Here is a 22,429-nt window from a genome sequence, read left to right as displayed (position 1 = left end):
GACGTTCACCGGACGGTAAACCGCGACAGTCGGCATCGCTTGTCGACGCTCTTTGAAAAGTACACCGTGGGCGTTATTGTCCTGCTTCTCGAATACTAAGTGACCACGTGGGCGCGGAGTGTCAGATGGGAACGGCTTTGGGCCGAGGTGACGTTCGCGTTCGGTTTCACGTCAGATCGTCCCGGTGGGGGTTCCCGTTGCGGGCGACTTGCTCAGCGAATCGACTTGAGCGGAATTACGCTTCAACGCGCCCGCTGGTCGTCCGGCTTTCGGGCACATCGAATGAATCGGAGGGCCCCATTCTCGGACTATGGCCACAGCGGGTGTGCGGAGTGCTTCAGGTCGAACATGGCGCTTACCCCGCCGAGGGCAGCGACGCTAACCAGGTGTTGATATCCGGTCCCAATATTGTGGCTTCAGTAGGAGCAAGCAGCACCCCCTCAGAGAGCGCGTTTAACGAGGGGCTGGCTGACCGCACCGGCCGCGAGTCCCCGCTCCGGGCTAGTACCCGGGAGGTGAGTTCAGGAAGTCGGATCCGCTCGGGCCCGGTGATGGTCTTGACGACCGAACCCGGCGCATTGAGGGCCGTGTCCACAAGGACCTTTGCGACAGCGTCAGCAGCGATCGGCTGAATGAGCCAGTCCTGGACAAGCACTTCGCTGTCCAGAAAGGAGACTGCCGAGGGGTTTGTCGCGAATTCATACCACTGCGTGGACTTCACGATGGTCGACTGAATTGGGCCGGCTGCAACAATTTCTTCTTGTGCGCGCTTTGCCGCGTAGTAGGGGAAATCGTCAAAAACGGGGTCTTCCACTCCGGCGATGGATAGAAACACCAGGTGGCCTACTCTTTGAGTGACACAATTCTTTACAACGTTCTGAGTCGCAGTGGTGAGCGCCTCGTGCAGTCCCATCGTGGCGTCCTGGGGGAACGTATTGGAGGCGTCGATCACCACATCGACTCCGCGCAGTGCATCACTTAGTCCCTTGCCGGAGATTAGATCTACGCCAGCCGAACGGGACACTTCAACCACGGAAATGCCCTTCTTCGCAAGTAGGTTTACCGTGCGCGTGCCGGCGGTTCCGGTAGCTCCCAACACTGCGATCTTCATAAAATTGGACCAACTTTCACGTTCTTATTCTCAACGAATTCGTTCAGATTCTTGCTGCTGACTGCGTCGACACCTTGGACGAGATCTGTGATCGAAACGGCGGCTAAGCTATGTCGCCACGCCTGCTCGGCCGTCCACATCGCGGCCGCAATGGCACACGATCCACTCGCGCGAATCTCGGCAGAATGCGGTTGAAACAACCCGTCGCACCGTATTTCCGTGCATCGGAATATCGGTCCACCGCCTTCGAGCGCTTCAACGACGTCAGCAAGAGTGATCTCAGATGCGGGACGTGACAACGTAAATCCTCCGGCCGATCCGGGCATCGAAATCAGCAAGCCGTGCCGTGTCAGAGCCTGGAGATGTTTATTCAAGTAGGTCGGCGAGAGGCCATAGACCTCCGCCAAGGTCGAATTTGCGACAGGGTGATCTTCGGTCAATCGTTCCAAGACGACAAGGCAATGCGCGGCCCACTCGACCCCTTTTGGAAGCTGCATGATGTCGAGCCTATCAACCTGGACATTTTATATCCAGATTGAAGCAGGTCGATGCAAGGGGTTCACTCTTCAGTGAACCGTTCCTTCTCTCGGGCGCTGTCGGCGTGATCGCGGCCCTCGCACGGCCTTCGCCGCAGCCCGATTGATCCACGGCGGCGTCAGCATCGGGCCAACAACGATTCGGATTCGCAGAATCCAAGTCCCGTAGACGGTTCGGCTTACGGGCAGTGACCAAGCCGATTCAGGTCGCTGACTCCGGTCGAATTCCTCACCTGCGACGAGCTAGCCGTCGCGCGTTCCTCGTTTGCGTCCCAGCATCTGTCGCCACCGATAAGTTGACAGCCATGAGTATCTTCCTTGTCGGAGGCGGCCCGGACACCGCTACTTCCTCCGAGATATTTGACCAGTTTGTTGACGAGGTACTTGAGCGAGGAGCGACGAGACACCGGGTTCCGAAAATCGTCGTCGTTATCTTTGACGAGGGAGGAAGCGCGACGCACTTTCTACCGGCCTACACAGCACCGCTCGAAAGCCGCATGCCGTGCGAAATCCGACCAGTGTTGGTCTGCCGTGACAAACAGGTGGAATCGGCCAGCTTCGATGACGTCGATGCGATCCTTGTCGCAGGCGGCCCGACACCCGCCTATTTGAATGCTCTCCAGACATCGATCGACGCGATCGCGAGGGCGATCGTACAAGGAGCGTCCTACATCGGGTTTTCGGCGGGCGCGATGATCGCACCGAAGGTGGCCTTGATTGGGGGGTACACGATGAATGGAACAGAAGTCTGCACCGAAGAATGGGCGGAAGGGCTCGCGGAGATAACGCTGAAGGCTGGCCTTGGCGTGGTCCCATTCACGGTCGACGTTCACGCAGCCCAGGCCGGAACCCTCGGTCGGGCACTCTCCGTAGTCGTCAATGGTCTCGCTGATCGGGTCGTTGCCATTGACGAGAACACGGCGGTTGTCACAACGCTCCACGACCCTGCCAGCATCAGGATCGTCGGGGGCGGCAATGCGTGGACGTTCGAAGCATCTGATGGGCAAGTCACAAGTTCGATTCGGAGGGCGAATTAATCTCGTCCATTGGCGGTACCTTTTCCGACGGGTTCCGCGCCCGTAAGGGTTCCTCTCTGACACGGCCTCAGGGCATTGGGCAGTTATATGGATCAGCGCTAGATCTGTCGCATTGGTCGTCCGGCTTGCGGAACGGCGGAGCAGCGCGCGCGTAACGACAGAATCTGTTTACCCAGTGTCGGAGGTGTGCTGGCCGGGTTCATGGAACGGGTGAGCGAGAAGACTGGAGCGCGCGGCGACTTCCGCGTCGAGAGCAAAATCTTCTTTTCACCGCGTCACGGGCAGGCGTCGCTCAGCTTCATGGCCGCGAGCGGACTCGCCGAGCTATCGCGGGCGATAGGTAAAGTACGGGCGATGCTGCTTCATCATGAACACTGCGAGTCAAGTGTTGATTCTGAGCCCGTGACCATCGCAATCCTGCTAACGCCACGCGGTCGCTCCGGAGGCCACTGGGACACAACTGTGATCCGGTTGCGGGACTAATCAACGCTGGACGCGGCCGAAAAGGCTGGCTATCGGGGATTCGTGGCGGCAGGTTCACTGGTGCTGCCGACTGGTGTCTGCCGGTGAACGCTCACTATCCGTCCACCACCGTGGCCGCTGTCGCGCCCGCAAAATCGATGGTCATCGACTGGAAGAACCCCGGGAAGAAAATCCCCGACGGGCGTGGCTTCAACGAGGTGTCGGTTGCCGTCGTCACCGAGCCGCGATAACCAAGGGCTGCCGCACCTGAATTCTCGAGAAGTTGCGCCGGCGTCGGCCCAGTTCGGGGTGCTGGGTACGGTGCCGGCAATCGATCAGTCGTGCTGCCATGGCGCGCAGCCGCGACATGAAACACCGATGCATAGACCCACGAAATCATCCATGCTTCCGCCAGGACCGCAGGCGGATCGACACGCAGCGACGTCGCTTCGAGCCCCTGCTTCCGGGGTGGATACGGCCGCGCGAGATATGTGACCAACGGACGGTCGAAAATGACGATGGATTTGCCGGGGCCAAAGCTACTCAGGGGAACTTCTCCGTCTTCACCGGGTCCGGGACCCGTCATCAGTTCTAGGCGCACGTCATCCCGTGTCCGGATTGCGAGGCCGTGCTTCAACTTGTTATGGGCCGCGTTTACAGTCAACTCGTTGTCTGTAAGGAGCTGCGCTGCCCGCAGTACCCAAGCCCACGCCACCCCAAACGCCTCAATATCAGCCGCACTCTGCACCGATTTAGGTGGAAGGAACGCTTTTGCAAATGCACCGACGTCTGAGTTCATCGCGGCTGCCAGCTCATCTGTCACCTCATGAAGGCCAATAGGGCCGTCGGTGAGAGTGGCCCAAGTGCAAGCAGCGTCCCCGGTTCGAGGCCTTGCGACGACCACCGCGTGAAGCATTCGGATAAGCGCTTCTGCTGCATGGTGGCGAACCGAAACAGAATCGAGTGCCACTTGGAGGTCTCGGTCGCTGTCCCCGTGCTCCAAGATATTCGCCAGCTCCAGATCGCCAAGCGCCTTGAGAAACCCAACCGCGTCACCGGCAGTGACCTCGTTCTGCTCGCTGCTTGCACTGAGAAGTGCCGATATTCGCGCGGAGAAGTAGGCCAGCGGACGTGCCTGAAAGAACTCGTCATCAAGGATCTTTGCCTGCTCGGATGTGAGGGCTGACCCGCCCGGGATGATGTGCAACATGCACCTGATTATCCCGTCAGAGAGCCACCGAGTCGACAAAGCAGTCGCACACCGCTTGCTCGTCACAGTAGATAATGACTTCACCGCCGGCCACCAGCTCGCGGATCGCTCCGGAGAGCAGCTGTCTCTCCCGTTCTGCACCGCGGACGACGCATCGACGCGTAATAACCACAACGAAACCTAGTCGATCCATCTCCAAGACAGCACGGTCCGATTCCCGGACGGGGTTCCCGTTTGGAGCATGGCGGAGCTCGCTTGCGGCTCGCCCGTTTCGTATAAGCGAGCGCAACGAGCATCGGCACCGGGACAGCGTTCAGCGGTCTTGCCCCGTGCGTCGGCGGCTCACCCGCCGGAAAGAGCGGACACCTCCGACGATGGCGGCGAGCCCGCCGATCATTCCGCCTATGACCGCGCCCTGGGCCATTCCGCCCAAGAACCCCTCGCCTGGGGTCACCTCGAGCGATGGCGTGGGCAGCATCGGCTCCCCCGTGAGTACCGTGTAGGTCATCGCGGCGAAGGTCAGCACCATCGCGACGCCGTAGATCATGATGCCGACCATTGTCGATCGGGCGCCAGCGTTCTCGGCGAGCTTCTGGAGGTTGACGTTCCGCCGACTCGCATACCACAAGGCCGCGACCGACGGCACGACGGTCACGACCAGCAGGACAACCGGCAGGAGAATGAGCCCGAAAAGTGAGGCGACGAGGGCTGCCAAGAGTCCGACGTAGAGCCCGGCCGTCAGTCCGAAGGCACTCGACTCCATTGACACGGCGCGTTCGCGTTCGTCGCCATATGCCGGGCTGTCGAGGTCCATGACCCGCTCTGTCCATCGGTCCAGCAAGTTTCGTCTGCGCGTCATGTGTCAGCTCCTGTCTCGTTCGTGAAAAGTTCTTCGACGGTCCCACCCAGGGCACGGGCGATCCGCAACGCGAGATACACAGATGGGGCATAGTCGCCTTGTTCAATGGCGATGATGGTCTGCCGGCTCACGTTCACCTGCTCGGCGAGCTCGGCTTGGGTGATCCGCCGCTCCTTGCGGCGCTCCCGCACCGGGTTCGCCGTGGCGGAAGCGGAATCGTGGGGACACATACACATATGTTAAGGATCATTGACATCCAATGTCAAGTATCATTGTCATCTGAGTGCGCTGCGGGAGAGCGTTTTTCGACGCTGGTCGCGCTAGACGCTCCAACAGATAGTCGCGCTCACGGTTGCCCTTCCGAGTCGCAACCGGACGCCGTCCTCGATATTTTCAAGCGACGGCGTGGGGATGTGTCCAGCCGGAGATCACCCCATAATGTCAACGTCGCCTTGACGGTAGGCTGAATGTCAATGTATCCTTGACGCATGAACTCGTTGACAAAGATTCGCACTGCGCGAACCGCCCTCTGGGCCCTCTTGGCTTTTGGCATCTGCTTGGTATTGTTTGCGACGTTCATAGGCGCTGGGCTCCCCAGTTTCATCGTGGGCGTAGCTGGTTGGATCGCTCTAATTGCTGGCCTAATTGGACTCGTCTCATTTTTCATCCAGAAGTCCAAAGCAGCTTCGCGATCGGATTCCTGGCGCCCAGCGGACGACGACGAACGATGACCGGAGCAGCCGACGCTGCCTTGTCGGTACAGTTGTCCAAAATTGCAGCCGACAGAGGAGTAGCCCTCAGTAACCGTGACGAGGATCAATCCCCTGACTTCCTATTGCACTCGGTCACTGTCTTCGGGGACCTGGCACGCGTTGCTGCGCAGCTGCAATCTGAAGCCGTGGCATCAGCCCAGGAATCGGGACTGAGTTGGGCGAAGATTGGCAAAGCCCTAGGAACGTCCCGGCAGGCAGCCCAGCAGCGTTTCGATAGCCGTCGCAACACCCCCGTTGCTAACACCGAAGCCACTCGGATTGTGGGTCCAGTATCGCGCGCCGAGGAAGTCGACCACATAAACGCGGCTGGGCGACGGGGCTGGAAGTTAGTCCGGTCCCTGCACGGCGAACATGTTCTCGAACGGGATGAAGGCTCATGGGAGGTCGCACGCGTCTCCATCTTTTCACCGCGCGCTTTACCCTCGGCCGCCGACGGATGGGAGGCCGCCTCGACTCGGTTCCCTGACTGTTTCTATATTCGGCAGCAGGGTCGCTAAACGGACTCTCTCTTTTTCCGTGCCGTACCCGTCCCGTAGCAGGTTCGGCTTACGAAGACCTCAGGACTCTGCCATTGTCAAAGAATGGACTGGCCCACAACTGAACCCATTGCTTCTGTGCGACTTTTGTTGGAACCGCTGTCGGTGGAGCATGCGCCTTCGATGATCGAGGTTCTGGCCGACCCTGCGCTCTATGAATACACCGGCGGAGAAATACCGTCTCTGACGGTGTTGGAAAAACGCTATGCCGCGCAGGCCGTTGGGCACTCTGATGATGGTTCGCAGTGGTGGTTGAACTGGGTTGTCACACAGCTAGACTCCGGGAAGCCGGTGGGATTTGTACAGGCAACCGTCGAAGACGATGGGTCGAGTCTCGTGGCTGACATCGCTTGGGTCATTTCACCCGACTGGCAAGGGCAAGGAATCGCTTCTGAGGCCGCTCAAGCGATGATCGCCTGGTTGCGATCAAACGAAGTCTGCCGCCTCACAGCGCACATTCATCCCGATCATCAGGCCTCCATGAAGGTGGCGCAAAATCAAGCCTTACACGCGACCTCATCGAAGAAGGATGGTGAAACTCGCTGGGAATCCCAGCAACCCTAGAGCGCCCGTTAGGGGTTCCTCTGTGACACAGCGTCGGCGAAATCGGCCGACGGGTGCTGTGGCCCTAAATCTGTGTCGTTCAACGTCCCTCCTATGGAACGTGGGACGGACCTCTTGGGACGGATCGCGGGAGCCACGTTGAACTTTTCGCAGTTGGCTTGGGTCGCAGTTTGCGCTGTGGTTGACCACGATCGGGGTAATTTGTTCTAGTGATGCTGGATCACGGTCGCGGACGTCCCGAGACCTGTCCACTGTTCGTGTCCGCCTCGCCCATATTTGCGGTGATTTCTCGCAAGGCTGCTATGTGCGCCCGGTAGGCCTTCCGGCCCTTCGTGGTGAGGGCGAGAGAAGTCCGCATGTGGGAATCAATGACGGTCTTTGTGATGTTGACGTAGCCCGCTTCACCCAGCGGCTTCACGTGCTTGCTGAGAACGGAATCGCTGACACCCAGCAGATCACGGATGATGGAAAAGTCCGCGCTCTCGACGGCCGACAGCGCGGCCGTTATGCGCAGCCTGTTGGGTGCATGGATCACTTCATCGAATGCCGCGCGCATCGTTACGTTCCTACTGCTGTGCGATGAAGATCTCGCTCCCACCACCAGGGAACCGCAATCATCACCAGTGGCACTGCGATCGCCAACCCCACGACGGCCCAGAAGTAGTCTGTGTACGTTCCAATGAGGATTCCGGCGATCGGGACCAGCACCATCACGCCGACAAGGATCAGTCGCCCTGCAAGATGCTGACCTGGCTGGGCCAGGAGGCGGCGAACTCCAGCACGCTCGAAGAGCCAGGCCGAAACGATTATGGCAATGAACGCGACGACTGCAACGACGAATGACACCTCTTGTGGGAGTAAAACGGCGGCGGTAATCGCGCCACTGGCTAGTCCGACGATGGCGATGGATGGCCTGATCGAGCGGGCGCGCCGCCGCATGGCACCTTCTGCTGCTTGAGCGGATGCTAATGCATCGCCTGCAGAGATTGGGACCTGTTCTTCGTTTTGCATCGTGACTCCACTTTCCACTTTCTGCTTCGGACTTTCCTTTACGGAAAACCTAGCACTTTCCGCAACGGAAAGCGCACTGCGGGATCAGAGTCTCGATGGTCTCCCGCACCTTGTGCTTCACTATTAATTCCTGATGGGCCCGACGATCAACGTCCTGTAGTGCCCGTGGAAAACGGCTGTCCGCTCCAAAAGCTTTAGTGTCCCGCCGAGGGTTCGGCTTGCGGCAGAACTTTTATCCAGCTTTCACGATACAGGCCAGCGTAATTCCCCATTATTATTCTGCGCCCATGACATCCAAGGTCCTTCGGGGTCATTTAAAGCGCGTAGAAGTTGTCCGCGATGCCGGCCGCTCGGGGTGCGCTGGGGGTCGACCGCGGGCGCGGCTCAGGGAAGAGGCTCCAGCGCGCGAATGACGAGTAGATAGTCTGACTAAATAGTGACACTATGTAGTTATGCGTGCAGCGTTGGAGGAGAAAGTCATGGGCGCCAAACAGTGGTCAAGCGATTGGATGCGGGCAGCCCTCGGCCTGTGCGTGCTGCGCACTCTCGCCGCCGGCCCGACCTACGGGTACGCCATCGCGGCCGCGCTGGAAGAGAACGGATTTGGCACGATCAAAGGCGGCACGCTGTATCCGTTGCTGACTCGCTATGAAGTGGCCGGCTGGATCGCTGTCGAGTGGCGGGTCGGCGCCGGCGGCCCCGAGCGGAAATATCTGTCGCTGACAGATACCGGACGCGACGAGTTGACAACCCAGACCGCCAACTGGCGCGATTTTACGGGCACGGTCCTGGCGCACCTCGACAACACACCCACAAGCAGCACCGCACTGACCACGGAGACGGCTAAATCATGACGACCAGCAATATTCGCGACGCACACGACCGCGACACCGAAAACGAGAAGTGGTTGGAAGGCCTGACCATCGAGCTGCGCCTGCTCGACGTCAATGGAACGCGGATCGGCGACGCCGTGGCGACCGCGCGCGAGTTTCTGGCCGACTCCGGGGCACTAGCGGAAGAATCTTTCGGCAGCGCTCGTTACTACGCCGCGGAGCTGAGCCTTCCGGCAACCGCAGATGCCGCAAAAGGGGTGTGGGGTGCCACCCTGCGCAGCGGGCTTGGCCTGCTCGGGCTGATGGCGCTCATAGAGACGGTCGTTCCGCTCAGGCATCAGACAGACGTGACATTCGGGCTCGGGGTGGTTCTGATTACGATCGCAGTGCTCGCGATAATTGCGTTCCTGCCACGAATCCTCCCCATCATAATCGTCCGGATAGTTTCGCACGGGAAGGGCAGAGCGTTCATTGAGGGGGCGGCAGTTGGGCTTGTCACTACGCTGGTTTTTGTGCTGTTATCCCTGTGGTCAGCGGACCGGATCGTGTTCAGTGTTCCCGCGCTACCGGTCTTCATTGCGGCGGTCGTGCTACTCATCGCCCCGCCTCTGTGGGCCCAGTTTCACCACTCCTATCAGGCTGACCCCATCGTGCCACCCGGCTCCGCGCCGGCCGACACGCCACGGATATCTATCGGCGTCCGGCTATTTCTGGTCGCCACCAACTGGTTGCTCGTCATCGTGAGTGTCATCCTCTGCGCCCTGGAGCTGTTCATGGACACCCTAGCTCGCTGAAACCCGGCGGGGGTGTCCCTAAACAACACGGAATCGTGTAATCCCAACTCGCTACAGGCCGAGGCGGGTGGGCAACGACAGAGTCCAAGGTGTGTCCAATCAGCGCGGTCGAGCGCATCGTGTGCCACACGCGTCGCGGTCGTGATGCGGCGGCTTGAGATCACAAGGAGAACGCGTGGTCCCGTGAGGGATTCCCTGTGCGGGTGTGGAACTCGACCGGCAGCGTCGCAAGAATCCCCGAGCGAGGAAGTAGAAGCAACGCACGGCGTTCACCTCCATCCCGATGAGAGTCCGGAATTCCTCGAATCAGTCTGCGCGGCCCACGGCTTCCGCCGCGTCTATGAAGGCTAACCAGAGACCGCGCAGCGCCTCCCTCTGCGCATGACCGGTCGCCGTGAGCTCATAGACCTTGCGGGCAGGACCAGACTCGCTTTGCTCCCACCGGGCGGCGATTGCTCCTTCGTCCTCGAGTCGGACGAGCGCGGGATACAGTTGCGCGCCTTTGATGGGTTGCAGTCCGGCGGATGCGAGCGATTGAGATATGCCGTATCCGTGGCGTGGTGCGACCGAGAGAACGTTGAGAATGAGCATCGGAAGGGAGGCGCGCTGCCAGGCGGCGGTGCTCATCGCTGCTGCACCCACGGTCGGCGGCTCCAACCTACGAGAGGGGTGACTATGGAACTGAGCAAGAGCAGACTCGCGATGGGGATCGTCAGATTACCCCAGCTCTGCGCAGTGACGACCAGGGCGGTGCCGACGAGGGGCGATCCGGTACCGGCAAGGATCCACAGCCACCAGAGACGTAACCGTGACGTTCGATCGGCGTCGGCAATGTCACGAGCCAACACCAGCGGGTGCCCGTATTCCTCATAAGCTAATTTGTCACTGACGGCCAGAGACTGCTGGATTTCCGAGACATGGCCACGCGCGATGTCTGCTGGTACGAATCGCGCGCGAAGGCCACCCCGCAGGCGTCGCAGCCAGTCAGAGTCGTCCCAACTCGTGCGGAGAACCTGGCGCTGCATCCGGCTCGCCCGCACCAGTATGACGATGCCCGGGGCGATGAGTGCCAGGCCCAAGATCGGGACGGGCACCGCGCGGGCCACGATGTGATCGTTGCCCAGAGCAACTGCGGAGGCGATGCCGGCCAGGGCAATGACGCCTGCCGTCACGAGCACACCCGTCATTGCGACGGATCGTCCCGCCGAGAAGAATGCACGAGCGGCAATCCAGCCCATGAACGGAACTGCGACGCTGACCGCCACCAGGAGGTGCGCAATGTTGAGGTCAGCAGACCAACCACTGCGAAGAGCAAGAAGCAACACCGAGACAACGCCCATGCCGAGCAAGGTGCCGCCAGCGTCTCTCACGGCGTGGTGCGGACCCCCGCCTTCAGATGTTCGCACCGCTTCAGCGGTGGTAGCAAGTTCGAGAACATCTTCCGCTGCGAGCGTGGGGGCATCGCCGAAAAGATGGGCCGCAGGTAGATCTGCTTCCCGGACCGCGTTGAGCAGCTCGCGCTCGCGCTCGTCGAGGGCAATGGCAGGCACATGCTTGCCCGCCATCGACGCTCGATAGCGCGTCACCCACGCCTGGTCGGTCTCAGGCCAGATATCTCCATTCCTCATGATCAAGCATCCTCTATCTAGATCGCAACTGTATCTAGATACAAGCACACTCATCAGAGTGACTGCAAGCCTGCGCGAGCTCCAGCGTCCCGCCTGGGGTTCCCGTGTGACACTATGTCGGCGCACTCGGCCGCCGGGTGGTTTGGCCTCATATCTGTCGCAGTGGGCGTCCGGCGTCCGGGCGCGACAGCTCGGCGTGCTGCGCAGATACTTCTCTAGCTACCGGTCCGGGGAGAATGCAGCCTGAGGGCGGAAACGGTGGCCATTGTGGCGCCGACAAAGATCGGAGCCACGCTGACCGCACCGAATGCCACTGCGTTGAAAGGACTCATTCCAGTGGCATTGGCCGGAGAATATACGATTCGTCCGGTTGCCGCCCACGTTACAGCCCACGCCACGACCGCGATAATGACGATGCCGGCAGTCAGTCCAACAAGCGGCCGGTGCCATCCGATGGCGACCGCGAGTGCACCGACGATAGCGCTCATGGCCAAAGTCAGAGGGTTGATCGTGAGGTTGCTCGGGAACGGAGCGGTCACCGCCAGGACAGTGACGTAGTAGGTCAACACTCCCATCACGATGCCAAGAACCAGCGACACAACCGTCTTGAGAAAAGTGCTTCGTATTCCCATCATCTCAGCGGGAACCTCGGATGAAACCATAATGCCCTCCCCATTTCAGTAGCCTCACCAGTATCCCGGATCTCACAAGGCGTTGCCCATTCGGTACTAGAGCGGGACGTGTCGATCGAGTGACCAGAGAGCCCAATTGATGTGCGGAACCTGCGTGCAATAGTTCGGTTAGGCGTAGCTCTCCGGGCGCGTTCGGCGTCGGACTTGGTGAGCGTAAACCTGGCCCCGTCTGACGTGGCCCTAGGCTGTGACTGGGGGCGCGAGCATCCGTTCTTGAGGAATTTCTACGGGCAAGAGCACGGGGCGAATCATGGAATACATCGAAAGTCGCGTCATCAATGCATCGAGGGCGACGATTGCGAGCATTCTCGCCGATATTCGCCGCCTGCCGGAATGGAATCCCGCGATACTTTCTGTCACAGCGGTCGATCCGGTTGCGCTGCTTGGCAAGCACTATCCGATTCGAGCCAAACTGCCTGGTTCACCCACGATCACTTACGAACAGGTGTCTACGGATTGCGTCGTCTGGCGCCTGGACGGACTACAGGCGCATGAAACCGGGACCTGGAAACTCGTTTCAGTTGCTGATCACAAGACCGAGGTGACCCACACCATCACTCACAGCGGAGCAGTCTTTCGCATGCTTGCCGGTGCCTTTCGGACTGTGCCCGGTCTGAGGCTCGATCGTTTGCAGCGCCGAGCAGAAAACGCTCAGGAGCGCACCAGATCACGGGACGTGAACGATCGTCCCGACGTTTCGGGTTGATTGCTTCAACGGCCTTCATGCGAGCAGGTACACCGTGCATGTAAGTGAATTCGGCCCCTCAGACGGACCTCCGGTGCTTCTGTTACACGGTGGCGGAGTAGCAGGGTGGATGTGGACCTCGCTTCGACGAACCCTCGAAGCGACGTACAAAGTAGTCGTGCCCGATCTTCCGGGCCATGGTCACAGTGCCGATGAGCCGTATCAATCCCACACCGAGACGGCAAACGCTCTCAGCCAGTTACTGGTGCGTGGCGGTTCGAATCCCACGGCAGTCATCGGATTCTCCTTGGGCGCACAGCTCACCATCGAACTCGCATCTCAGTACCCCGAACTCGTAGATCGCGTGATGATAGTCAGCGCCCAGGCAAAAGCGATGCCCTTTGCCGGGCTCACCCTTCGCGCACTCGGGGCCGCTGCACCCTTAGCGCAAAATCGCAGGTTCGCCCGACTTCAGGCCCGGGAGTTGTTTGTACCGGCAGAGTTGATGGAAGAGTACATCGACACGAGTGCTCACATCACCAAAACCACCTTGCTCGCCGCAGTCGGTGACAACATGCGATTCGCGGTACCGCCAACGTGGTCAGAGTTTCACGGTCAAGCATTCGTAATGGTCGGCAGCCGGGAGCGCGCCCTGATGCGTGACTCCGCCAAGATCATTCACGCGGCCCTGCCTAGCAGCGACATGGAAATTGTCCCTGGCCGTGGCCATGGAATACCACTGGAATGCCCAGACTGGTTCAACCCTCGCGTTGCCGCTTGGCTTGCACTGCAGTAGCTGCATCCAGTGCACAGAATCGTGCTCCCGACCGCTTCTTCGTCGCGGACCACTAACCGTGGGGCCGCAGAACAGCATCGCTAAGAGACGGGGTCGCGTCCCTGTCCCGTAGGGGGTTCCGGCTACGGACGCCTGTGTGCCAGGCCGTGACGGGTACGCTGAGCGGTAAGAGAAGTGCGTGAGGGGGCATGGTGCTGCAAGAACTTTACATGATTTGTCATTTTGCGCTCGTTGTTGCCAGCCCGCATCTGACGTTGGGTCATCAGGTTTTCGTCATCATGGTCGCCGTCGGAATTCTCTTGAGCCTCGCCGTGATCGTGGCCCTGTTGGTTTTCGTTGTGGCGCGGGAATTCGACCTGCGCGCGTCGTCCACGAAAAGCGGGGGAGCTCCGCCGCGTTCGCACTTCACACCACAAATAACGCGATGTGGCAGAGGCACTCCTATGCCGCGCGCGCCCACAAGTCAGACGCCCGTCGCCTGACCCTTGATGGAGCACGTCGATTCATCGTGCACCTCTCTTTTGGTAGTCGGCCGGCAGATACAACTGTGCGCCGCTATCTGTAGGAGAAGTAATGCTAGCGACATCAAAAGAGCCGCGACTAGATCCACACCGGAACGTGCACGCGAGGCGAACGCAAGAATTTTTGACGCGCGCCTGGTGGAAACTTAATGACCTCGCAGCTGCGATGTATGTCGGGGCAGCCTCGCTGATCGGCTTCGAAGCTCTTGCGCTGATTCTCGTATTCACCACCGCTTGGCCAATTGCCATCCCTATCGTTGTCGGGCTGCTGGCGCTGCTTTTCTTCGCCCGCCGATTTCTCGTCCGGGTCTGGTGCCTGATCCTGCCGGCTCGGTCTGGAAGCAAAAATCCCGGACCATAGTCCGACGGGAATCGAATCGAATCTGAGAATTTAGCCTCTTTGTGAATTGGCCTCAGAATGCCGTCCCGCAAGGGGTTCCCCTACTGCGACACCTCACTTGGGCGGCGCGAGCTTCTGCAGGACTGCGGCAGGGCCGGGCCTGACAGTACGGTCGGGCTCGGCGTAGTGCGCCTTCGTCGTCGAGGTGGACGTGTGCCCGAGCATGTCGGCCGTTGCCTGCATGCCGAGCTCGTTGGCAAGCAACGTCGCGCCCGTGCGGCGAAACGAATGCGGAGTGATGTCCATCCCCTCGAACCCGGCATTCCGCAGCATTCCCCTGAAGGTGCGCCTCACGTTGTACGGCGTCAGCGGGGTGTTGTTTCGGGAGAAGAACAGCAGGTGCTCTGGGTCGTCGGGATCGAGCAGCGCCAGTCGCTGGCGAATCACGTCGGCCGCGAACTCCGGCACGGGGATGATCCGATTCGACTCGTGCGTCTTGGGGTGCTCCTGGCGGTGCACGGCGGCCCCCTTATGAACGACGATCGTTCCGCTCACGCTCACCTGCGGCGGATCAGCATTCAGGTCGACGTCGCATCGTCGAAACGCGAGCACCTCGCCGATGCGCGTCGCCGTACCGAGCATCACCTCGATGATGTCGCGCACCTGGCCGTCGGGCCGAGGCCCCATCCTGCCCTCTTGCGAGCGCCACTCGCGCGCCGCGAGTCGGATGGCGGCTATCTGCTCTGTCGTCAGCGCCTTCGGGGGTATGCGGAGGCTTCTTCATGCGCGAGGCCTCTGTGACGGGATTGCGTGCAATGATCTCTCGTCGAACGGCGAAGGCCATGATCATGCCCAGGATCGTGCGTGAGCGCTTCGCCTGGGTGTACGACTTCTCGCGCTGCTGCTTGAGATAGCGCTCAACCCGGCCGACACTCACCTCTCGAATTGTGAAGTGCTCGAAAAAGGGCAGCACCAGTGTTCCCAGTTGACGCTGATACGTCTCTTTGGTGCCTTGAGAACGGTCAACGTCGTGCTCGACGTCGTCGAGCCAGGCGGCGGCGAGCAACGGGAACGGCGACCCTGCGTTCAGAGCGTCGTCGAGTCCACCGGCACGCATCCGTGCGGCCAGGTCGACCTTGAGCGCGGCTTGCGCAGCGTTTCGACTCGAGCTGGTCGTAGTGACCTTGCGAGTCTGGCCGTCCCAATCACGAAAGACGGTCACGGCTCGAAACACGCCGGGGTTGACCTTGCGAATTCTGATCGTGCCACCCGTGCTGATGGGTGTGCGTGGTCGCCCCGCCATTAGAGATCGGATCCGAGAGCGCGGCGAAACCGATCCGGCTCACGAAGACTCTCGAGCCAGCTGAGAACATCAGATACGTGGTAACGAATCTCCCGTCCGACGCGAAAGCCGGTCGGTCCGCGGCCATCATTACGGAGATCGTAGATTGCTTGCACGTGCACGCCGAGATAGTCGGCGAGCTCGCTCGTCGTGAGTACAGGCTCGAGACCGAGCCGAGAGAGGGTGTGAGTGTCCATAACCCACAGGTGGGCGAGGCCGATCCAGAGCACTCGAACTCGGGCGTGCACCTCCATCAGAGGTGGCTGTGAGGGGTCAGAATTTTTGAATAAACGGATAATAAACGGATACTTCATCAAGTCTTGCTCCTATGGTGAGAACAAGAAACCCTGATCAAACGATGTTTCGAGTAGGGCGGCCGGGACTTGAACCCGGGACCGACGGATTATGAGTCCGCTGCTCTAACCAGCTGAGCTACCGCCCCAAAAGGCACAACCAACGGTTGTACCAACACATACTACTCGGGCGACTGCGACGAGGCCCCATTGGGGACCAGATCGCTCACCGGCTCCCCACGATACAGGCATTCGAATGTGTTCAACGTTCGCTTGATGTCGTGCGCGGCAATGAGCTTGAGTGACTCTCGCTTGAGCTCCGCCAGGCGATCCGGCGGCGCGGTGAGAACCACGGTCAGCTTGTCGGCCAGATCCTGCGCGTCGCTCGGCTTGAATAGGTACCCGTTCGCCTCATCGTGCACGAGGTGCGGCAGCGCCATGGCATCCGCCGCGACAATGGGCAGTCCGGAGGCCATCGCCTCCATCGTGGCGATACTCTGCAGCTCGGCGACAGAGGGCATGGCAAACACCGTGGCGCGTGAATAGGCGGCGCGCAGCTCGTCATCCGTCACGTAACCGGTGAACGTGACACGCGAGCGGATGCCGAGGGTGTCGGCCAGGTGCTCCAGGTTGCGTTTCTGATCGCCCCCGCCGACGATCTCAATTTGAGCATCGAGATCGGCGGACAGCAGCGCTGCAGCCTGAAGTAGGACGTCGATCTGCTTCTCACCGGTGACGCGACCGACGAAGAGGATGCGGTTCTCGGTGCGCGGCTCAAAATTCGGTGCGTAGTTGTCGGCATCGATCCCGCAGGAGATGGCGTATACCCCGGTGAGGCCGGTGTATTTCTCAAGAAACTGGGCGGCGCGGCGGGTCGGAGTCGTGACCGCTGCGGCGCGCCCGAAGGTGCGGCGGGCCGCCCGCCACGCGGCCTTGATGACTCGATCCTGCAAACCGACCGGAACGAGGGAGAACTTCACCATGTTCTCCGGCATGAAGTGGTTAGTACCGACCAAGCGGATGTTGCGCTTCGCCGCCTCGATGGACACGCCACGCCCCACGTTGATGTGCGACTGAAAGTGCACGACATCGGGGTGGAACGAATCGAGAATGCGCCGGCTTTCGCCGCGAATCAGCCAAGGCAGGGCGAATCGCAGCCAGTCGTGCGGGTACCAGCGCCAGCTGTGCAGGCGATGCACCACCATGGGCTGGCCCTCGTGCATCTCAGTCCAGCTGCCGTGCTTGCGCGACGCGGCCGGCGCCATAATCTGCACTTCGTGGCCGCGGGCGACGAGGCCAGCAGCGAGCCGCTCGGCAAATCGTGCCGCACCGTTCACATCGGGTGCAAACGTGTCGGCCGCAATGAGCACGCGAATCCGAGGTTTCTCGGTCGGCGCATCCGTCGCGCTCTCGGGCGCATCGCCCGGAGTCGGGCTGCTCAGCAAGTCGGTCGAATCTGACAAGTGGAGTGGTCCCTACGTTGTTGGGCCGGGGATCATCGTCCGGCAGGATATCTCGGGTGCGCGCGGCAAGAAATGACGCTGCACACTCGAACCCTATTCTAAACCGTGCCACCCGCGCGGCGCCCCGCACCGTGGCGGCCGAAATTCGCAGGAGGTCAGCGATCGAGTTGTGGGTGGTAGCGCGCGAGCAGGAAGACGCCCCAAATGGCGATCGCGCCGGCAACGACGAAGGCGATTGCGGCTGCGGGTGGGGCTTGGCTGGCTTCACCCAACACAACGATTCCGATTCCCACCGCGACGAGCGGGTCGACGACGGTGAGCCCGGCAATGACCAGATCGGGCGGTCCGGACGCGTAGGCGTTCTGCACGAAGTAGGCCCCGAGCGCTGCGGCCAACAGCAGACCGAGCACACAGGTGAGGGTCAGCCACTCGAAGTTGCCGTGCTGGGTGCGGTTGATCACGACCTTGGCGAGGGTGGCGACGAATCCGTACAGCACACCGGCGCCGAGAATATAAAAGATCGCCTGGGACCGTCGGCGCAGAAACCCAAAGGCGAGCCCAAAGGCCAGCAGTACGGCCGCAAGCACGAAGAGGATGGTCACCAGGTTTTGGTCGGTGACCGGCTTGTCGACTGCGGTGAACGCGGCAACGGTGACGAACAGGCCGACCCCGCCCACGCACATCGAGATGGCGATAATGCTGACCCGATTGAGTTTGACTTTGCTGACTCTCGCGTTCAGCACGGCGGTGATCACGAGGGCGACTGCCCCGAGCGGCTGCACGACGATGATGGGGGCGAAGGCGAGGCTGGTCAGTTGGAACACGATGGCCAGGCCGAGCATGAGCGAACCGAATACCCACGACGGCCGAGCCAGCAGCAGGGTCAGCTGGCGTACGTTGAGTCCGCCGGTGACCTCTTCGGTGCGCGCCTCGACTTTGGTGACGCCGCGGTGCTGGAATTGAGCGCCGAGGGAGAGAAAAACCGCACCGACCAAGGCCAGCGGAATTCCGATGGCCTGACGTGGATCGATAGCGATTTCTGTCGCCAGATCGGTTAGGTCAGAGGTCACTTGATGACCCTATCGACAAGCTTGCCGATATTCTGGAGAAATGGCCGTACGCGCGATAGTAATTTCAGGTGACCCCGTTCTCCACTCCCCCGCAGCTCCCGTCGTCGATTTCGACGATAATTTGCGCGAATTGGTTCGAGACATGTTCGAGACGATGGATGCCGCGCCGGGGGTCGGTCTCGCCGCCACTCAGGTGGGGGTTGGGCTGCGCATTTTCACCTACAGCTACCAGGACGACGACGAGGTATCGTGGCGCGGCGTTGCAATCAACCCCGAACTGTGGATCACGCCGGTGTCGGCCGAGCCCGTCGATGACGAAGATGTCGACGAAGACGAAGGCTGCCTGTCATTTCCGGGCGAGCGTTTTCCCCTGAAGCGATCCCAGTCCGCCATTCTGCGGGCCGTTGATGCCGAGCAGCAACCCTTTGAGATTCGAGCTGATGGCTGGCTCGCCCGCATCTTCCAGCACGAATACGACCACCTCGACGGCACGCTCTATGTGGATCGCCTGGAGCACGTCTATGCGAAAATGGCGGCCAAGGTCGAACGCAAGAAGAGTTGGGGCGTGCCCGGCCTGAGCTGGACCCCCGGCATCGACGACCTCGAGGGCTAGCTAGATCAGCGCGCGCAGCCCCGCGGCGACCAGCGCCGCCACGATCACGACGACGATGAACGGCGTTTTGATCGCAAACAGCCCGGCCGCCACGATCACGGCGGGAATGCGAGCGTCCACGGTGAGTGCCTGCCCGCTGCCGAGCGTCTGCACGGCAATCAGCGCCGCCAGCAGCGCCACCGTCAGCAGGTCGGCGATGCGCGACGGCGTGGGCTTCTGCAACAGGGCCGGCGGCACGAGATAGCCGGCCAGCTTGAGCGCGAGCACGGCGATGGAAGCCGCAATAATGATCTGCCACAGGGTCATGAGCGCAACTTCGTTCGAGCGGATGCCCCGCCGGGCACGGTCGGCCCGCCCAGCCAGTTGAACAGTCCGACCACGACCGCCACGAGGGCGGCGACCAGCACGGGCAGACCCGGCATGAGCACGGGGGTGAGCGTGGCGGCGACGACCGCAGCCGCGACGGCCACCGCGACCGCCTGCATCCGCTTGAGGCGGGGCCAGAGCAGGCCGACAAACGCGGCCGCTGCTGCAGCGTCGAGCCCGTATGCCCGGGTATCGCCGAGGGCATCGCCGATCAGTGCGCCGATCAGGGTGGTCGCGTTCCAGCCTATGAAGACCGCCAGGCCGGTGACCCAGAAGCCGACCCGGCGGCTGTGCGGTGTCGGCTGGGCGACAGCGACCGCGGTGGATTCGTCAATGGTGATCCACCCGGCGGCCAGGCGTTTCCAGAGGCCGGCGCCGACGATCGGCGCGGTACGCATGCCGTAGATGCCATTGCGCACACCGAGCAGCGCTGCGCTCGCGATGGCTGCCGGGCCGGCGGCGACCCCACCGGCAGCGAGCACGCCGATGAGGGCGAATTGGGAGCCCCCGGAGAACATGACGATGCTAATGAAACTGGTCTGCCAGATGTCGAGCCCCGCGGCGACCGAAAGTGCACCGAACGACACCCCATAGGCAGCGGTCGCGAGCCCCACGGCCAGACCTTCACGAACGGCCAGGCGTTGCTGGCGTGTCTCGTCGTCGGGGTGGGACGCAGGCACGGTGAGGAGGGGTGCCGGGGTCACCGGGTGAGGTCGACGCCGTGCACGCCGTTGTGAAAGCGCAGTGACGGGAACACAGCCGAAACCGAGAAACCCAGACCAGGCACCGTTCCGGCGTTGAACACGCCGCCGAACAGCTGGGCGCGCTCCCGCATCTGCGTGATGCCGGGGCCGGCAATGCTCTCGCTGAGGGCTTTGAGGTCGTCCTCGATCGTGTACGGGGTGCGTGCGGCTTGCTCGCCGGAATCCTTGCCGTCCCGACGGGCTGCAGCACGGATGCCGTCGTCGTCGACGAGCAGCTGCAGGCCGTCGCGGGTCCAGGTGAACGACACGCGAGCTTCGGTACCGACGCCGCCGTGCTTGAGCGCGTTGGAGAGGGCACTCTGCAGAATGCGGAAGATGGCGAGCTCGGCGCCCGCCTTGAGTGCGAAGCGTTCGCCCGATTCGATGAAACTCACCACGAGCCCGGCGTCGCGCATCACCCGAAACAGGTCACGGGTCGACTGCGGGCCGGGCTGGAGCGCGCCGACGGTCTCGCCCTCGCGCACGATGGTCAGCACGCGGCGCATGTCGGCGAGAGCCACCCGGCCGTCATCGACGAGCGCCGTGGCAGCGCGCACAGCCGTCGACGGGTCGCTCTCGGCGGTGTAGCGGGCACCCTCGGCGCGGGTGATAAGGCGGGCGATGGTGAGCACGGCGCCATCCTGCAGCTCGCGGATGATGGCTAAGCGTCCCTGCTGCTCGGCGAGCGAGAGCTCCAGTTCGATGCGCACGCGTTCGGCGGCATTGCGGTCGAACAGTACCCGGCGTGAGCGAATTAGCGAGATGGCCCACAGCACGAGCAGCGCCCCGGAGAGTACGCCGAGTGCTGGTACCAGAAGTTGCGAGAAATCCACTGCTGACCGCCGTCTCGTGTGCCAAGCCCGGCGCACTGTCGAAATTGGAAGAACCTTTTTTGTCGGAACAAAACGAACCGACAAAAAAGGCCACCCGGGGTGGAGCCCTGAGTGGCCTTTCGCTCCCCGACTTGGACTCGAACCAAGAACCTGCGCATTAACAGTGCGCTGCTCTGCCAATTGAGCTATCGAGGAATGCTTGAACAGCGTTGCTACTTTACCAAGGTTTCTTGCCTGTCCCAAACCACGTCGACTGCCGATCGGCTCTGACGTGCCCGATTTGCCAGTTCAAAGGCCCTGCATCGCCCGAAAGGTGGGCCGCTTGCAACAAATGAGCAGTCTGACGCGCCAAAAGCCGGTCGGGCGTGTCGGGCCGGCCGCGACCGATCGCGCATCAAGCGGATGCGATCGGTCGCGACCGGCGATCAGCTCGCGGCTGCGGCATCCGTTTCATCGTCGCTGGCGGTGGCTGCGGCGGTGTCGGTTGCAGCGCTTGCGGGATGCTGCAGGGCGGCGGCGAGTCCGCGCACGTAGGGATGCCACGGGTCTCGAAAGACGTCGTCGATGGTGCCGAGGCCGACGAGCACGCCCTGATGCATGACACCGATGCGGTTGGCCACCCGCTGCAGCACGGCCAGGTCGTGACTGATGACGAGAGCCGAGAACGACCGTTCCTGCTGTAATTCGCTGATCAGGTCGATAACCGCGTCGCGCACCAGTACGTCAACGCCTGCTGTGGGCTCATCAGCGATCAACAGCGCCGGACCGAACACGAGCGCACGGGCCAGCGCCACACGCTGTCGCTGGCCGCTGGAGAGCTCGTAAGGGTATTGCCCTAGAACCGTCAGGGGCAGGCGCACCGCGTCGATCATGGTGGCCACCTGGGCGCCGAGGGCGCGACGGTTGTAGCGTCGATCGCGTTCCAGCACGGGCTCAGCGACGATCTCGGCCACCGTCATGGTCGACGGCAGAGTATCGGCAGCGTCCTGGGCCAGCAGCCCGACCCCGAACGTGAGCCGGGCCAGCTTGCGCTTGCTGATGCGGCGCAGGCCGAACCCCAGCACGGTCGCGTCTCCCCCGGTGATCTGCGGACGGATGCCGGTCACGTCGCTCACAAAAGCGTCACCGGAGAGCACCCGGGCCACGGTGCTCTTGCCGGAACCGCTCTCGCCGAGCAGCCCCACCACCTCACCGGGCTCGATGCGCAGGGTGAACCCGTGCACCGCGACAAACGCCGGGCTGGCACCGTGGGGTGGGTATTCGATGGTCAGATCGCTGGTCTGGATTGGGGGAACGGATGCCGCGCCATGCCTCATGC

The 22,429-nt window shown here is 61.7% G+C and carries 27 protein-coding genes and 2 tRNA genes; 9 read left to right on the top strand and 20 right to left on the bottom strand.

Annotated features, from left to right (window positions below; genetic code table 11):
* Positions 1–355: 355 nt before the first annotated feature.
* Both E3T29_RS17720 and E3T29_RS17715 read right to left on the bottom strand, forming a co-directional pair.
* On the bottom strand, positions 356–1,111 hold the full coding sequence (locus E3T29_RS17720; protein WP_104198638.1) for an SDR family oxidoreductase: 756 nt from the start codon (positions 1,109–1,111) through the stop codon (positions 356–358).
* The gene (locus E3T29_RS17715) at positions 1,108–1,608 is read right to left on the bottom strand and encodes an Rrf2 family transcriptional regulator (RefSeq protein ID WP_134346811.1); all 501 of its coding nucleotides are present in this window, start codon (positions 1,606–1,608) and stop codon (positions 1,108–1,110) included. Before E3T29_RS17715 ends, E3T29_RS17720 begins: the two co-directional genes overlap by 4 nt.
* A 344-nt stretch (positions 1,609–1,952) precedes the next feature.
* On the opposite strand from E3T29_RS17715, the gene E3T29_RS17710 reads away from it, so the two are divergent.
* Positions 1,953–2,684: a Type 1 glutamine amidotransferase-like domain-containing protein gene (locus tag E3T29_RS17710; protein ID WP_134346810.1), complete on the top strand. Its 732-nt coding sequence runs from the start codon at positions 1,953–1,955 to the stop codon at positions 2,682–2,684.
* A 577-nt stretch (positions 2,685–3,261) separates the two neighbouring features.
* On the opposite strand, the gene E3T29_RS17705 is transcribed toward E3T29_RS17710, so the two are convergent.
* The 3 genes from E3T29_RS17705 to E3T29_RS17695 form a co-directional block, all read right to left on the bottom strand.
* Positions 3,262–4,356: a hypothetical protein gene (locus E3T29_RS17705; RefSeq protein ID WP_134346809.1), complete on the bottom strand. Its 1,095-nt coding sequence runs from the start codon at positions 4,354–4,356 to the stop codon at positions 3,262–3,264.
* 313 nt (positions 4,357–4,669) lie between these two features.
* Positions 4,670–5,215, bottom strand: coding sequence for a hypothetical protein (locus tag E3T29_RS17700; protein ID WP_134346808.1), 546 nt, complete (start codon positions 5,213–5,215; stop codon positions 4,670–4,672).
* Entirely contained in the window at positions 5,212–5,445 is a 234-nt protein-coding gene (locus E3T29_RS17695; RefSeq protein WP_134346807.1) for a helix-turn-helix transcriptional regulator, read from the bottom strand. The genes E3T29_RS17700 and E3T29_RS17695 overlap by 4 nt, the downstream gene beginning before the upstream one ends.
* A gap of 1,124 nt (positions 5,446–6,569) precedes the next feature.
* On the opposite strand from E3T29_RS17695, the gene E3T29_RS17680 reads away from it, so the two are divergent.
* Positions 6,570–7,088 carry a GNAT family N-acetyltransferase gene (locus E3T29_RS17680; protein WP_134346804.1) on the top strand — a complete coding sequence of 173 codons (519 nt, stop codon included), beginning with the start codon at positions 6,570–6,572 and terminating at the stop codon, positions 7,086–7,088.
* Positions 7,089–7,308: 220 nt separating this feature from the next.
* On the opposite strand, the gene E3T29_RS17675 is transcribed toward E3T29_RS17680, so the two are convergent.
* A complete protein-coding gene (locus E3T29_RS17675; RefSeq protein ID WP_134346803.1) occupies positions 7,309–7,644 on the bottom strand; it encodes a transcriptional regulator in 336 nt (111 codons plus the stop codon).
* Positions 7,645–7,646: 2 nt separating this feature from the next.
* Positions 7,647–8,099, bottom strand: coding sequence for a hypothetical protein (locus tag E3T29_RS17670; RefSeq protein WP_134346802.1), 453 nt, complete (start codon positions 8,097–8,099; stop codon positions 7,647–7,649).
* 479 nt (positions 8,100–8,578) lie between these two features.
* Between E3T29_RS17670 and E3T29_RS17665 the strand changes: the two genes are divergently transcribed.
* Positions 8,579–8,953, top strand: a complete 375-nt coding sequence (locus tag E3T29_RS17665) for a PadR family transcriptional regulator (RefSeq protein WP_241987882.1) — start codon at positions 8,579–8,581, stop codon at positions 8,951–8,953.
* Positions 8,950–9,726, top strand: a complete 777-nt coding sequence (locus E3T29_RS17660) for a hypothetical protein (RefSeq protein ID WP_134346800.1) — start codon at positions 8,950–8,952, stop codon at positions 9,724–9,726. The genes E3T29_RS17665 and E3T29_RS17660 overlap by 4 nt, the downstream gene beginning before the upstream one ends.
* A gap of 306 nt (positions 9,727–10,032) precedes the next feature.
* On the opposite strand, the gene E3T29_RS17655 is transcribed toward E3T29_RS17660, so the two are convergent.
* The 3 genes from E3T29_RS17655 to E3T29_RS17645 form a co-directional block, all read right to left on the bottom strand.
* The gene (locus E3T29_RS17655; protein WP_134346799.1) at positions 10,033–10,353 is read right to left on the bottom strand and encodes a PadR family transcriptional regulator; all 321 of its coding nucleotides are present in this window, start codon (positions 10,351–10,353) and stop codon (positions 10,033–10,035) included.
* Entirely contained in the window at positions 10,350–11,354 is a 1,005-nt protein-coding gene (locus E3T29_RS17650) for a hypothetical protein (protein ID WP_134346798.1), read from the bottom strand. The genes E3T29_RS17655 and E3T29_RS17650 overlap by 4 nt, the downstream gene beginning before the upstream one ends.
* 215 nt (positions 11,355–11,569) lie before the next feature.
* Positions 11,570–12,016: a hypothetical protein gene (locus E3T29_RS17645; RefSeq protein WP_241987881.1), complete on the bottom strand. Its 447-nt coding sequence runs from the start codon at positions 12,014–12,016 to the stop codon at positions 11,570–11,572.
* Between the two features lie 280 nt (positions 12,017–12,296).
* Between E3T29_RS17645 and E3T29_RS17640 the strand changes: the two genes are divergently transcribed.
* The 4 genes from E3T29_RS17640 (at position 12,297) to E3T29_RS17625 (ending at position 14,409) form a co-directional block, all read left to right on the top strand.
* The gene (locus E3T29_RS17640) at positions 12,297–12,752 is read left to right on the top strand and encodes an SRPBCC family protein (protein ID WP_134346797.1); all 456 of its coding nucleotides are present in this window, start codon (positions 12,297–12,299) and stop codon (positions 12,750–12,752) included.
* Positions 12,753–12,786: 34 nt separating this feature from the next.
* Positions 12,787–13,527 carry an alpha/beta fold hydrolase gene (locus E3T29_RS17635; RefSeq protein ID WP_134346796.1) on the top strand — a complete coding sequence of 247 codons (741 nt, stop codon included), beginning with the start codon at positions 12,787–12,789 and terminating at the stop codon, positions 13,525–13,527.
* 188 nt (positions 13,528–13,715) lie between these two features.
* Entirely contained in the window at positions 13,716–14,009 is a 294-nt protein-coding gene (locus E3T29_RS17630; RefSeq protein ID WP_134346795.1) for a hypothetical protein, read from the top strand.
* A gap of 163 nt (positions 14,010–14,172) precedes the next feature.
* Entirely contained in the window at positions 14,173–14,409 is a 237-nt protein-coding gene (locus E3T29_RS17625; protein WP_134346794.1) for a hypothetical protein, read from the top strand.
* Positions 14,410–14,502: 93 nt separating this feature from the next.
* On the opposite strand, the gene E3T29_RS17620 is transcribed toward E3T29_RS17625, so the two are convergent.
* The 5 genes from E3T29_RS17620 to E3T29_RS17600 all read right to left on the bottom strand — a co-directional run bounded on the left by E3T29_RS17620 (position 14,503) and on the right by E3T29_RS17600 (position 18,556).
* Positions 14,503–15,051: a site-specific integrase gene (locus E3T29_RS17620; protein ID WP_166792452.1), complete on the bottom strand. Its 549-nt coding sequence runs from the start codon at positions 15,049–15,051 to the stop codon at positions 14,503–14,505.
* Between the two features lie 639 nt (positions 15,052–15,690).
* Complete coding sequence (locus E3T29_RS17615) at positions 15,691–15,984, bottom strand: helix-turn-helix domain-containing protein (protein WP_241987880.1); 294 nt, start codon at positions 15,982–15,984, stop codon at positions 15,691–15,693.
* Positions 15,985–16,098: 114 nt separating this feature from the next.
* Positions 16,099–16,172: transfer RNA gene (locus E3T29_RS17610), tRNA-Ile, on the bottom strand.
* A 33-nt stretch (positions 16,173–16,205) separates the two neighbouring features.
* Positions 16,206–17,486, bottom strand: coding sequence for a glycosyltransferase (locus E3T29_RS17605; RefSeq protein WP_134346792.1), 1,281 nt, complete (start codon positions 17,484–17,486; stop codon positions 16,206–16,208).
* A gap of 155 nt (positions 17,487–17,641) precedes the next feature.
* Positions 17,642–18,556 (bottom strand): DMT family transporter, encoded by a 915-nt coding sequence (locus E3T29_RS17600; protein ID WP_134346791.1) that lies wholly within the window; start codon positions 18,554–18,556, stop codon positions 17,642–17,644.
* Positions 18,557–18,596: 40 nt separating this feature from the next.
* Between E3T29_RS17600 and def the strand changes: the two genes are divergently transcribed.
* A complete protein-coding gene (gene def / locus E3T29_RS17595; RefSeq protein WP_134346790.1) occupies positions 18,597–19,169 on the top strand; it encodes a peptide deformylase in 573 nt (190 codons plus the stop codon).
* Here the strand turns inward: def and E3T29_RS17590 are convergent, their stop codons facing one another.
* The 5 genes from E3T29_RS17590 to E3T29_RS17570 all read right to left on the bottom strand — a co-directional run bounded on the left by E3T29_RS17590 (position 19,170) and on the right by E3T29_RS17570 (position 22,427).
* Positions 19,170–19,475 carry an AzlD domain-containing protein gene (locus E3T29_RS17590; RefSeq protein WP_092339832.1) on the bottom strand — a complete coding sequence of 102 codons (306 nt, stop codon included), beginning with the start codon at positions 19,473–19,475 and terminating at the stop codon, positions 19,170–19,172. It lies immediately after the preceding gene.
* On the bottom strand, positions 19,472–20,215 hold the full coding sequence (locus tag E3T29_RS17585) for an AzlC family ABC transporter permease (RefSeq protein ID WP_134346952.1): 744 nt from the start codon (positions 20,213–20,215) through the stop codon (positions 19,472–19,474). Before E3T29_RS17585 ends, E3T29_RS17590 begins: the two co-directional genes overlap by 4 nt.
* A 20-nt stretch (positions 20,216–20,235) precedes the next feature.
* Positions 20,236–21,111, bottom strand: coding sequence for a sensor histidine kinase (locus tag E3T29_RS17580; RefSeq protein ID WP_092339830.1), 876 nt, complete (start codon positions 21,109–21,111; stop codon positions 20,236–20,238).
* Positions 21,112–21,233: 122 nt separating this feature from the next.
* Positions 21,234–21,306 (bottom strand) — tRNA-Asn (locus E3T29_RS17575).
* A gap of 230 nt (positions 21,307–21,536) precedes the next feature.
* Positions 21,537–22,427 carry an ATP-binding cassette domain-containing protein gene (locus E3T29_RS17570; RefSeq protein ID WP_134346789.1) on the bottom strand — a complete coding sequence of 297 codons (891 nt, stop codon included), beginning with the start codon at positions 22,425–22,427 and terminating at the stop codon, positions 21,537–21,539.
* Between the last annotated feature and the right edge of the window lie 2 nt (positions 22,428–22,429).

It is taken from the genome of Cryobacterium sp. TMT1-66-1 (assembly GCF_004403435.1).
GTDB classification, from domain to species: Bacteria; Actinomycetota; Actinomycetes; order Actinomycetales; family Microbacteriaceae; genus Cryobacterium; species Cryobacterium flavum.
This window is presented reverse-complemented; position numbering and strand designations above follow the sequence as displayed.

Excerpts from the sequence above, each read along its gene's own strand:
- E3T29_RS17720 (WP_104198638.1), bottom strand. The coding sequence starts at position 1,111 with ATGAAGATCGCAGTGTTGGGAGCTACCGGAACCGCCGGCACGCGCACG.
- E3T29_RS17715 (WP_134346811.1), bottom strand. The coding sequence starts at position 1,608 with ATGCAGCTTCCAAAAGGGGTCGAGTGGGCCGCGCATTGCCTTGTCGTC.
- E3T29_RS17710 (WP_134346810.1), top strand. The coding sequence starts at position 1,953 with ATGAGTATCTTCCTTGTCGGAGGCGGCCCGGACACCGCTACTTCCTCC.
- E3T29_RS17705 (WP_134346809.1), bottom strand. The coding sequence starts at position 4,356 with ATGTTGCACATCATCCCGGGCGGGTCAGCCCTCACATCCGAGCAGGCA.
- E3T29_RS17700 (WP_134346808.1), bottom strand. The coding sequence starts at position 5,215 with ATGACGCGCAGACGAAACTTGCTGGACCGATGGACAGAGCGGGTCATG.
- E3T29_RS17695 (WP_134346807.1), bottom strand. The coding sequence starts at position 5,445 with ATGTGTCCCCACGATTCCGCTTCCGCCACGGCGAACCCGGTGCGGGAG.
- E3T29_RS17680 (WP_134346804.1), top strand. The coding sequence starts at position 6,570 with ATGGACTGGCCCACAACTGAACCCATTGCTTCTGTGCGACTTTTGTTG.
- E3T29_RS17675 (WP_134346803.1), bottom strand. The coding sequence starts at position 7,644 with ATGCGCGCGGCATTCGATGAAGTGATCCATGCACCCAACAGGCTGCGC.
- E3T29_RS17670 (WP_134346802.1), bottom strand. The coding sequence starts at position 8,099 with ATGCAAAACGAAGAACAGGTCCCAATCTCTGCAGGCGATGCATTAGCA.
- E3T29_RS17665 (WP_241987882.1), top strand. The coding sequence starts at position 8,579 with ATGGGCGCCAAACAGTGGTCAAGCGATTGGATGCGGGCAGCCCTCGGC.
- E3T29_RS17660 (WP_134346800.1), top strand. The coding sequence starts at position 8,950 with ATGACGACCAGCAATATTCGCGACGCACACGACCGCGACACCGAAAAC.
- E3T29_RS17655 (WP_134346799.1), bottom strand. The coding sequence starts at position 10,353 with ATGAGCACCGCCGCCTGGCAGCGCGCCTCCCTTCCGATGCTCATTCTC.
- E3T29_RS17650 (WP_134346798.1), bottom strand. The coding sequence starts at position 11,354 with ATGAGGAATGGAGATATCTGGCCTGAGACCGACCAGGCGTGGGTGACG.
- E3T29_RS17645 (WP_241987881.1), bottom strand. The coding sequence starts at position 12,016 with ATGGTTTCATCCGAGGTTCCCGCTGAGATGATGGGAATACGAAGCACT.
- E3T29_RS17640 (WP_134346797.1), top strand. The coding sequence starts at position 12,297 with ATGGAATACATCGAAAGTCGCGTCATCAATGCATCGAGGGCGACGATT.
- E3T29_RS17630 (WP_134346795.1), top strand. The coding sequence starts at position 13,716 with ATGGTGCTGCAAGAACTTTACATGATTTGTCATTTTGCGCTCGTTGTT.
- E3T29_RS17615 (WP_241987880.1), bottom strand. The coding sequence starts at position 15,984 with ATGGAGGTGCACGCCCGAGTTCGAGTGCTCTGGATCGGCCTCGCCCAC.
- def (WP_134346790.1), top strand. The coding sequence starts at position 18,597 with ATGGCCGTACGCGCGATAGTAATTTCAGGTGACCCCGTTCTCCACTCC.
- E3T29_RS17590 (WP_092339832.1), bottom strand. The coding sequence starts at position 19,475 with ATGACCCTGTGGCAGATCATTATTGCGGCTTCCATCGCCGTGCTCGCG.
- E3T29_RS17570 (WP_134346789.1), bottom strand. The coding sequence starts at position 22,427 with ATGAGGCATGGCGCGGCATCCGTTCCCCCAATCCAGACCAGCGATCTG.